This window comes from Pirellulaceae bacterium, assembly GCA_029243025.1.
Classification (GTDB): domain Bacteria; phylum Planctomycetota; class Planctomycetia; order Pirellulales; family Pirellulaceae.
The window spans coordinates 1-11,217 of sequence record JAQWSU010000012.1 but is presented as its reverse complement, the minus strand read 5'-3'; the positions used below and the strand labels follow the sequence as shown (position 1 = coordinate 11,217).

General features: G+C 52.8%; 4 protein-coding genes. 1 reads left to right on the top strand and 3 read right to left on the bottom strand.

Annotated elements, in window-relative coordinates; all coding sequences use genetic code 11:
• Positions 1-172 precede the first annotated feature (172 nt).
• Positions 173-5,248, top strand: a complete 5,076-nt coding sequence (locus tag P8N76_05755; protein MDG2381159.1) for a lamin tail domain-containing protein — start codon at positions 173-175, stop codon at positions 5,246-5,248.
• A gap of 250 nt (positions 5,249-5,498) precedes the next feature.
• Here P8N76_05755 and P8N76_05750 read toward each other — a convergent pair whose 3' ends face one another.
• The 3 genes from P8N76_05750 to P8N76_05740 form a co-directional block, all read right to left on the bottom strand.
• Positions 5,499-6,749 (bottom strand): hypothetical protein, encoded by a 1,251-nt coding sequence (locus tag P8N76_05750; GenBank protein ID MDG2381158.1) that lies wholly within the window; start codon positions 6,747-6,749, stop codon positions 5,499-5,501.
• A gap of 1,380 nt (positions 6,750-8,129) precedes the next feature.
• A complete protein-coding gene (locus P8N76_05745; protein ID MDG2381157.1) occupies positions 8,130-9,401 on the bottom strand; it encodes a hypothetical protein in 1,272 nt (423 codons plus the stop codon).
• 194 nt (positions 9,402-9,595) lie between these two features.
• Positions 9,596-11,217 (bottom strand): sulfatase (locus tag P8N76_05740; protein ID MDG2381156.1); only part of this gene is annotated, 1,622 nt, incomplete at its 5' end.

Sequence of the window (11,217 nt, the reverse complement as noted above, 5' to 3'; positions counted from 1 at the left end):
GTCCTATCCGCCGCCGATGATATTAACGCGGCATTTGGGCACTGAGCCAACGCGCACAACCTGACGTCAATAGCCTTGATCTTGCTGGGATCGCGGGGGAATGCTGTCGATTGCCCGGTTTTCGACGGTCGTATCCGGTGCGCCGCACCCTTTGATGCATGAAGGAATTTCCGTGAAAGGTATTTCTCTCGCCAAGACATTGGGGTCTTCAAGATTGCAACGACGCTTCGAAACGCTCGAACCAAGGCACCTGCTCGCTGCGGACGTTGTCATCAACGAGTTCATGGCGGCGAATCAACAGACCATAACGGATGGCTATGGCGCCTCGTCCGACTGGATCGAGTTGCATAATCGGGGAGACGTAACGGCGGATCTTTCCGAGCTGTTCCTAACCGATGACCGCGATAATCTCAATATGTGGCAATTCCCTGAGGGGATGCAACTTGCCGCAGAAGAACTCCTGCTTGTTTACGCGTCAGGATTCGATCAACCCGATGTGAACGGGGATTTGCATACCAACTTTCGGCTGTCACCCAACGGTGGCTATCTGGCTTTAGCCAACAGTCGATTCGAACTCTTGTCTGAATTCGGTGGCGACCGGGGTGAGTACCCCCATCAGTTTGCCGACATCTCCTATGGAATCCAGGGGGGCTCGTCGCCACTAACTGCAACCGACGTGCCGAAAATAATTAGTGATTCGGCAGCCACGACCGTTACCAGCACGATCGACCTGGCGCTGGTCGGCACGATCACCGACGTCAACGTCACGGTCGATATCGACCACAGCTGGAATGACGACCTCGACGTGACACTCATCAGCCCTGCTGGAACTCGAATCGACTTGTTTTCTGACGTAGGAGGTAGCAGCGACAATTTTCGGTCGACAACCCTGGATGACGAAGCGGAGGATCCGATTACTGAGAGCTCTGCGCCTTTCACCGGCCGATTCCAACCTGAAGAGGCGCTGTCGACGTTCGATGGTGAATCGATCGCGGGGATTTGGACGCTAGAAATTAGCGACGACTTTCCGGTTGAAGGAGGCATTTTGCAGGGGTGGAGCCTTGAGCTCACCACACCAGACAGACCATTGCATGCACCCCTCATTGGTTTTCTGAACGAACCAACCCCGGGCGGTCGCAATTCGGGCGACGTTTCCAATGCGGGACCCGCTCTCAAAAACGTGACTGAACACCCTGGTAGGCTCGATAACGATTCGCCGCTCGTCATTACCGCGGAGATCAGCAAGCAATACGCGCCGATTGCGTCTGTCGATCTGATTTATCGAGTGATGTATACGGATGAAGTAACGATCGCGATGCACGACAATGGAGTTGCCGGTGATGCAATCGCTGCCGATGGAATCTTTACGGCGACGATTCCCGCTGAGGTAGCATCGCCAAGTGAAATGATTCGTTGGCGGGTGGTCACTCAGGACAGTGTCGGGCGACAGTCACGGGCTCCGGCGTTCCTGGATTCATCCGGAACAGATCAGTCCCCCGAATACTTTGGTACCGTGGTAAAAGACGCGACGGTTGCCAGTCAACTGCCCGTCCTTGATTGGTTCTTAGAACCGGGTACTGAGGGGCGTGCCGACACGACACGCGGCACTCGCGCGGCGATCTTCTATGACGATGAATTCTATGACAATGTGTTTGTCCGAATTCGGGGTGGATCGTCAGTAGGATTGCCAAAGAAGAGCTATAAGCTTGATTTTAATACTGCGAATGATTTTCGTTTCGCGAACGGTGTCGGGCGAACTCGAGAAATCAATTTAAACACCACCTACACGAACAAAGACTACATTCGTCAGGATCTCGGTTTTGAGACCTATGATGCGGCTGGCCTACCGGCATCCGAGGCCTTTCCCGTACGCGTCCAACGCGATGGGACATTCTTTTCGGTGGCGATGCTGATCGAACAACCCGACGCCGACTTGCTCAGTCGTGAGGGACTCGATCCAGAAGGTGCCCTCTACAAGATGTTCAATGCATTTACCTCGGCGAAGGGAAGCGTTGAAAAGAAAACGCGAGAATACGAATCGAATGATGATCTCTCTGAATTCGTTCGGGAAATCAATCGGCTGGAAGGGGAGGAACTGCGGAATTACGTTTTTGACAACGTCAACGTTCCTGCCGTTTTGAATTATCTCGCGGTGACGGTTCTCATTCAGAACAACGATCAGATGAAAAAGAACTACTTTTTGTACCGCGACACCAATGGTAGTGGCGAATGGATGTTCATGCCGTGGGATCTTGATCTGACGTTTGGCCTGCACTACATGAGCAATGACAACATTCTTGATGATACGATCTGGGCTGATAAGGACCATGACCGGACGTTTGCGGGAGTGACGATTTCGCCGTCGCATCCCTATGTGGGCGATCAAGAGCATCCTGCGAACCGATCCTGGAATCGTCTGATCGACACGCTCTACGAGATTCCTGAATTCCGCGATATGTATTTGCGGCGTCTTCGGTCGCTGATGGATGATCTACTGCAACCGCCAGACACGCCGGTGGCGAACCTTAAATTCGAAGCCAGCTTGGATGCTTACGAAGAATTGCTTGCCGATGATGTTGCCTTGGATTATGCCAAGTGGGCCGATCCTTGGCGTTGGGGTAAGGACGAACAGTTTGCCGAGTCTCTACAACGAATCAAGGACGAATACTTCACGGTACGGCGGAGACACCTTTACGAGACGCATGGTGTTGATAACCTTGAGCCAGACGAACCGACCGTCCTCGTGCCACAATTTACGGCAGTTCGCTACCTTGTGCCGTCCGATGATTCGCTTGGAAACGACTGGATTACGGCTTCATTCGACGATGCAAGTTGGGGCGTCGGAGAAACGGGTGTTGGCTATGAGAATACTCCTCGCAATTACCAAGATCTGATTCGCACACGGGTCAAGCCGACTGAGGTCGCTGCCGACAGTACCTCGTTGTTCGTCCGGATTCCCTTCACGATTGACGATCTGTCCAAGATCGAAGAATTGACGCTGAGGATGAAATACGATGACGGTTTCGTCGCCTACCTGAACGGGGTCGAAGTTTCACGTTCCAATCTTCGTGCGGAGGGTGCTCAGTCATACAACTCGCGTGCGCGTTCACGGTCATCCAACGCGGCGTTAGAATTCGAAAACTTCTCCATCACTCCGCACGTGAACCAAGTCGTACAAGGCAACAACGTACTGGCTATCCATCTTCTCAATTCCTCGGCCTCGAACTCTGATCTGATGCTGCTGCCTGAGTTGCTGGAAGGCGTCATTCTCACTTCAAACATCGTCGGCATTCCTCATGCCCAGCTTTCCGATATTTCTCTCGAGTTTGGATCGGATATCGAATTCAATCCGGCTAGTGGGAATCAAGATGAAGAGTATTTGACGATCAGGAATCCCAACGATTTTGCGGTGGACGTTTCTGGTTGGAAGATTACAGGAGATGTAAATGCAGAGCTATCTTCCGGTGCGGTTATTCGCGCAGGAACGACGCTCTATCTGAGCCCGAACGTCAAGGCTTTCCGCAATCGGGCGACCAGCCCCTCGGGAAATGCGGGCCATTTTGTGCAGTCTTACGAGGGGTGGCTCCCGAATTTCGGCGGTATGATTCAGCTGCTGGATCCCAACGATCACCAAATTGACTCGCTGATTTTCAGCGGCGAGGACGCGCATCCTCAACAGGATCTTCGCATCACTGAGATCAATTACAATCCACATGCTGCGATTACCGAGTTCGGTGAATTGGATTCCGATAACGATAGTTTTGAGTTTGTCGAAATCAAGAACATCGGAGAAACATCGATCGATTTGACAGGTCTCCGGCTTGTCGAATCCACCATCGATGCTGACGCGCAAGGGATTACATTCACCTTTACCGAAGAACAGTTGGAAGCCGGGAAACATGTCGTGGTCGTGAAAAGCCAAGCGGCGTTTCAGAGTCGGTTTGGCGACGACGTGAAGGTGGCCGGTGAATTTCAGGGCAAGCTCAGTAACGGTGGCGAAACGCTGACGATGATCGATGGGGGCGGAGATATAATCCAGCAATTCCAATATGACGATTCCGACGATTGGCCTGAACTGGCAGACGGGAATGGGGCTTCCCTTGAAATTGTGAATGCTGCCGGCGATTACCAGGATCCGGCGAACTGGCAGGCGAGCGAGCTGATCGGCGGTAGTGCCGGGCGTGACCGCGCGGAAATCTCCAACACAATCGTAATTAATGAGATTCTGACGAGAACCGAGACTCCCACCGTTGATCGCATCGAAATCTACAACCGAGGAAATGAAGCCGTCGATGTCGCCGGCTGGTATCTGACCGATAGCTCTAATCTTACGAAGTTTACGATTCCAGCGGCCGGGGCACTATTGGATCCGGAATCTTATCTCGTCTTTGATGAGAATCAATTGGCCTTCGGATTCAAAGGATCGGAAGGCGACGATGCGAGCCTGATCCGTGCTGATGCGACTGGACGTCCAATCGCCTTTGCCGATCACGTAGCGTTCGATTCCGCCGATCTCAATAAATCCTGGGGGCGGTGGCCCAACGGCAGCGGATCGTTGCAGGTAATGCAAATACCCACTTTTGGATTACCCAATAGCGGCCCCACAAACAACGGTGACTTCGACGGCGATTCGGATGTCGATGCGAATGATATTGATTTGCTGTGTCATGCCCTCCGAAAACATCAACCGATCGCCGGTGGTGATCTCGACAGCAACGGTGCCATGGATCCGGATGACTTTCGTTTCCTTGTGAAGGAAAATTTGGCGACGAATGTGGGCGATGCCAATCTGGATACGTTGTTTAATTCCAGTGACCTAGTGCTCATTTTTCAAGCAGGTCAATATGAGGACTCCGAAACGGAAAATTCTGGATGGGCCACCGGTGATTGGAACTGCGATGGCGAATTTGACTCTTCTGATTTAGTCGTCGCCTTTCGCGATGGTAGCTACGCTCAGGCCAATGCCGTTCGTGGGAAACCGCAACATCTCGGTGCAGCTATTTTGTCGAGCCCCGTGACGCTCGACAAAGACTCAGACTGTGAAACGAGCTGTCCCCAGGCTGTCATCGTTACCACAACGGTTCGTCAGCAACTGATATCTCCAATGCTGGTCGATACGATCTTTGCGGACGATGAGTCTCCCCTGAGCAAGTCGGATCGCAAGTCCGAGCAGACACCTGTGAAGACGATTGCCCAGTACAGTGACCTCGGTCAAATCGATGATCGTTTCGGAGCCTTTCGCAGCTGACGGCATCATTTTGTCGTCAGTCTCGAAAACCGATTGGACCCATGCCTTTTTTCTGGCGACCGAATTGCGCCGCTGTCACAATCGAAAGCTCAGGCCACAAAGGTGTCAGGTGCTTTTTTTGAACGGTGTGGTACTCCTGATGGCACCTTGCATTAAAGCAGCATCAAATCCGATCGCGATTCAGATTTTGTCTCTCTCTCCAATTAGCAGGAAGGGAGGAGGATCAACACATACCATTTTTTAGCTGCCTCTAATCTCCAATGCCGTCCCCGTCACGGTCCGTGACGCCGGAGAGCGGGTTGTTAATGACGGCTTTCCAGGCGATGCGGCGAAAGAGTCGGTCCACTTCTTGCTGGGGAGGGGCGAGCTTACCAAGCCTCTTGTCGACCGTGGGTTTAAAGGGGATTTCGCCCTCGATGAGGGCTGGCGATCGCTTGTAAATCGTGGCGTAGAACACGTAACCTTCGAGTCGGTCGAATCCTGGGCCGAGATGGCCGAGTTGATCGCTCCAGATACTGTATGTCTTGCCACCCAGCCAACGGTTGATCCCCTCAATGCCTGGCAACTTGCCGTCATAATAGGCCTGAACCGCCAGCACCATAGCATCGGAGGTGGGCATGATGTAAACCTTGTCGGGGTATTTGCGATCAAGGATTGCCATCTGTTTCTCAAGGTTGGCCTGATTCTCATTCGCGAGGCGAACAAAGGTCTCAGCACTTAATTCGTCTTCGCTCTTGGGCGAAGGGCTCATCTGTCGCAAGGAGGGCCAAGCATCACTGAGGTAGAATTTCATGTCGGGATTGTACTTGAGGCCAAAGTCAATCCAGCATGTGTAATATTCAGGGCGATCAGCGTAATAAGGTCCCCACATCATGGCGTCCCAAGCGCCCGTGGCCATAGCGGCCAGTAGCTTGGGCTGTGGCTTGCCCGCAAATTCGAAAATCCCGTTTTCCTGTTCCCATTTGTAGCGGGCGCTACCCGTCATCCCGCCGCCCGTGTGCGTCCGTAGTGGTTGTTCGAAGCCAGCAGCCCGACAGATTACAGGGAGGGTTCGAAATCCGGGGCCCATGAAACTGTGCCCCGTGGCCACGATGCGGAGTGCCTGCTCAGGTTTGGGGAATTGAAACACCGGTTCGGTATCTTTGGGAAACGTCTCACGGTAGATAAGCTGAATTTCTTCCGGCGTTCGGTAGCAGATTGCATCATCCGGGAAACGAGCCTTGTTCCAACCGGGGTTCACATAGAACTCGGTAGGCGGGCCTTGTCCCTTCCTGCCACCTTGTCCCTTCCTGCCACCTTGTCGGGAAGCCATGAACGCCCTGGCTTCCTTGACTGTCAACGTGCCATCGCCGTTAATGTCAGCCGCTGGGAATCGACGCAACAACTGCCGCAATTGGGGGGCTGACTGCGAGAACGCCATCGGCGTCATGATCATCAGCAGAAAACAAGCACTGAGGCTGGCGATCTTGATGAATCGATGTTTTCGTGAAGAGGTGTCCATAATCACGAGGGTATCCTCCTGCTTTTGTTAGGCATACTGGTTTTTTCTCCAACAGCACGGCTGCGATCGCTGTGAACAGGAGGTCCAAAAAGGTAAGGCAATCGCCAATGGGACGGATGTCGAAGCCTGATTGGGAGTGACTTGCCGAGAACGACCGCTCAATTACAAGTCTAATCGGTCGCTAAGACCGGGTAAATCGGAACCGCTTCCGCTGCTTGTCGAATAGATGGGATTCGACAGGCCGGCGCGATTTTCGACGTCTGCGATGAACACGCATCATCAGAGAGCTAGAAATCGACCTGGCGATGTGACGGGGTACAGTAAGACGCAACCTCGCAAGATAAGTATTTCCCAGGGTTTTTCCTTGTTGAAAACCCAGCTCCCGGGTGAACCCCGGTACGAATTCCTTCCCGAGTGCAAAGTTCAGGATGCACCTGGTTAAGTCGGTGTAACTTTCGCCCGCCAACTTCGCGACGATTGAGCAAACTTCAGAGTGGTCGGCTGTCAGATGAAATGAGCTCTCCGGGCGTACACGCACGAGGTCGATTCTGTCATTGGTTGCCAAGCGAACACACAAGTTTTCGTGTCAATTGAGCAATGCTCTCGGCTAATCAGCCTGCCGAGGGGCATCCGATGATCAAGGCAAAGTGACAGCCGCAGTTCCCAGAGACGGCGGATCAAGTCCAGGTGTTAACCGGGAAGTATGAAAAGCGCTGCGAACCAAAAGGGTCGCAGCCTACAAGCTGAAAGGGGGCTAGGGAGGTTTGTTGGTCACGCCGACGAAACTTCGGGGAAATTCGACGGGCTCAAGATAAGACAGTCACGGGAGCAACCTGCGGCAGTTCCGCGTGAAGATTGACTGCGACAAGTGCTTAAGCCAGGAGTTGAGCTGCTGAGCGATTATCGCGTGATTCCGATTTGTTCAGAAAGGATTAGGAAGTCGATGATCTGAATGGTTGATATCGAAATCGGATTTTGAGTTCGTCGTCGAAACGACGATGGCAAGAATTATACAAATATGAATCCCAGGGCCGTAGCACTGGCGAATAACAACAGAAATCGCCAATCGAAAACAGCCGGAAAATCTTGGGTCGTACTGACGGGATGAACCATTCGGTGAGGCATTAATGAGTTCTCGGACTTTGGGGGAAACGGGACTACTTCGGGTCGGGGCTCCTCGTCGGCACTATCGATAGAAGGGGCATCGACTGTCAATGTGGGTGCATCCGTCAACAATTCACTGCTTCCTTGTTCAGTACCACTGGATAGTGTCTCGGTGGTAAGCCTACTTTTGTTGCGTGAAGTGACGGTTAATAAATCGTGTGGATTGTATGAAGAAAGCAGCTATTGCATTTTGTCATTCGTTCGTGCGGCCGTAATTCAACTTGTTTTTGGGGAGATGTCTTTCTTTGATCGTTGTCGATACGCCCGATACACCCACACATTGATTGAAATCCAACCGATGGAGAAGAGTATGACGGGGATAGAAATCAATTGGGGAGAAAGCACGGGTGAAAGGATGATCAGGCCGATTGCGGTCGCTGCCTCAGCGAGAGGTTTGGTGATCCCCGATACGAAAGTGATGGCTTGATGCCGCTTGCTCGGACCGATCGGTCCATACAAAACCTGAACGGTGGGATCGTTCAAAGCTCGTTTGAGCGCATCACTACCCTTGGCAAATGAAATCGTCCAGAACAGCATACGTTGAGTGGTGGCCGACAGCGCGTAGATTCCGGTCGTCAACAGGGCCGCGGGCAGCACCATTAGACCGATTAATACGCCCTGACGGCGAACTAAGAGACGGCTCGTTCCAAACACCTGCAAGAGCCCGATAGAAAGATATACCCAGGCGTAAAAGTAGCCAAAATAGTGTGCCATCGCGTTTTCGTCGCGGTGGAATTGGACGGCTGCTTCGACTTTCCATTGGTATTCGACGAATGTCGTCACGACGACTCCCAACGCAACCATCAGGGCGATATGAAATACATAGTTTTGTTGGGTCGGAATATGTTTTTCGGATGCGGATGTGTCGCGATCGTGGGGGTGAATTACCTCGCGGTTCATCAGGATTTTCGGCAAAAACATGATCGGAATGACTGTCAATAGATCAATCGTCGCGGCTAAATACATCAAGTTGATAGTGTCGGCTGATTGGAAGAAATAGCCGATTGTCAGTCCAAGGCTGAATCCGGCAATCGTCGGTCCCAAGGCAACAAAGCCCACGATTCGTTCAGGCTTGCGTCCCGAAAACTGATCGTTGATTAACATCGTGAACTGGATTGTTCCCAGACTACCGCGTATTTGTGCAAGCAGATAAACGATTGCCATCGCCAGAGTGGACGAGGGAAATGAATGCACTAGCAACGGAATCGCTGCGGAACTGGCCGCCAAGATGAGCAAAGTCGTTTGTACGGTCTTGAGCAACGGGGTTCCGCGCACAATTTGACCGTAGACTGCAGAAACGAGTGCGACGCCTCCCGCCGCTACCAAAAATACCATTGGCAGCCGATCGGGACCCACTCGACTGAGAAATGCACTGTCGGCAACCGCGCGAGCTACGACGTATGCCCCAGCGTTCCCGAACCCATAAATCAACAACATCCAAGCACTACGTAACTCGGTAGTACTTAATGAGCGTAGTTGCTGAAACATTTTCTGCAGTTAGCCGTTTGCGGAACTGTCGGATGAATTTGAGCGTTCCGCCATTGTAGTGATTCAAGCCAACAAAATCAGCAGGAGATGTTTTTGCCAAGCGAGCACGACTGAAAACGCTTTCTACAGGCGGGGCATCCACAGATGCATGCTGCCCGGCGAATGCGAAAGCAGTCACTAGAAGATAAGCGTTTCTACTGAGGCTGCTGATCAACGCTCCATCCTTGCGTGGTGATTGTTCCGTAGTAAGGGTAATAGTCCCAAGCCACGTCGCCACCGACGATGCGTGGGTCGTCGGTTTTTTGGAGGTGATCAAAGAGTCTTTTGCGCAGCAATCTTTGCGTTTCTGCCATTTCGATCGTTCCGGCTCGATTGACCATTTGATGCGGGTCGGTTCTGAGTTCATAGAGTTCTTCGACCGGCCGCATGCCGAATGCCAGCTCAGCCAGACGAGCGACACCGTGTTCCTCTCGATGTTCCATCATGAATGTCTTTGTTGGTGAGCTGTCGATTTCGCCGAACGGAATGGATCGAGCGCAGACGGTTCGGTCTGGAGAACCGGACGGCCAGCGTGTTGCTTCGAAGTTGTAGATGTAAAGATAGTCTTCTGTCCGGATCGCCCGACACGGATATCCCTTGCCGCCCTTGCGGCAGCCGTCGTGACGTTCCATGGCGATGAAGGCCACATCGCGTTTGAGTGCAAGTTTTCTTCCGAAAGTGTCCATCAGGCTGCGGCCGGTCATTGCCGATGGTGGCTCCAGACCTGCTGCTTCGAGAAAGGTTGGAGCCAGATCGCTGAGGTTGACGAAGGCTCGGACGGCTCGGCCGGACTGTTGGATTCCCTGTGGCCAGCGGATGGCCAGCGGCACGCGAGAACCCGCATCGTACAGGCTGGCCTTCGCACGCGGAAATGGCATGCCGTGATCACTGGTAATCACGACGAGCGTGTTATCTAACTCACCGCGTGCTTCAAGCGCTGCAATTGCCCGTGCAACCATGAGGTCGAAATGTTCGACTTCCACGAGGTAATCCAAGATGTCGTTTCGAACGATCTCATTATCCGGGAAGATCGGAGGGACGACAGCCCTGGCCGGATTCTTGCCCGTGCGTTTTCCCGTTCCAACTTGAAAATGGCGATGAGGTTCGGATGTTCCCAGCCAGAAACAAAAGGGTTGGTCTTCAGGGAGCTGATCGAGAAAGTCCTGAAAGTTTCCTGCGTAGTCTGTGGCGCGGATGCCCTGGAACGGTGGCTTGAGTTTTCGCCGATTGAACAGCTGGCCGGCCGGATTGGTTTGCCGGCCGCCTGGTTCAAGTCGACCGGGGCTCCATCCCTTGCCCGTGTAACCGATCGAGTATCCTGCTTCTGCCAGCAGCTCCGTGTAGGTTGCAAATTTTGCTGGCAGCGTGCTGTGAATGTTTCCAGCCTCTTCCAACCGCCAGATGTGCTGCCCAGTGAGAATTGCTGATCGCGAAGGGCCACATGTCGGCGCGTCACAAAAAGCGCGAGTGAAGCGCAGACCTTCACGAGCAATCCGATCGAAGGCCGGTGTCTGGACGACTGGGTCTCCATTGGCACCGGTATGACTGTAACTTTGATCGTCTGAAATACAGAACAGAATATTGGGACGTTCATCGGCGTTGGCCCAATTTCCTAGAAACGATAGTGCGATCAGTGTTGCGATTAGCAGTTTCATATTCTTGTTGGTCTTGGATGGTTGTTTCTTGATGATCGTTGGAGAGGTCAAAGGGAGATTGTTTACTGCAAGCAGTTCTACTGTGAGAGGGTGGGCGACGCGGCAGTTTTCAGGCAAGATCT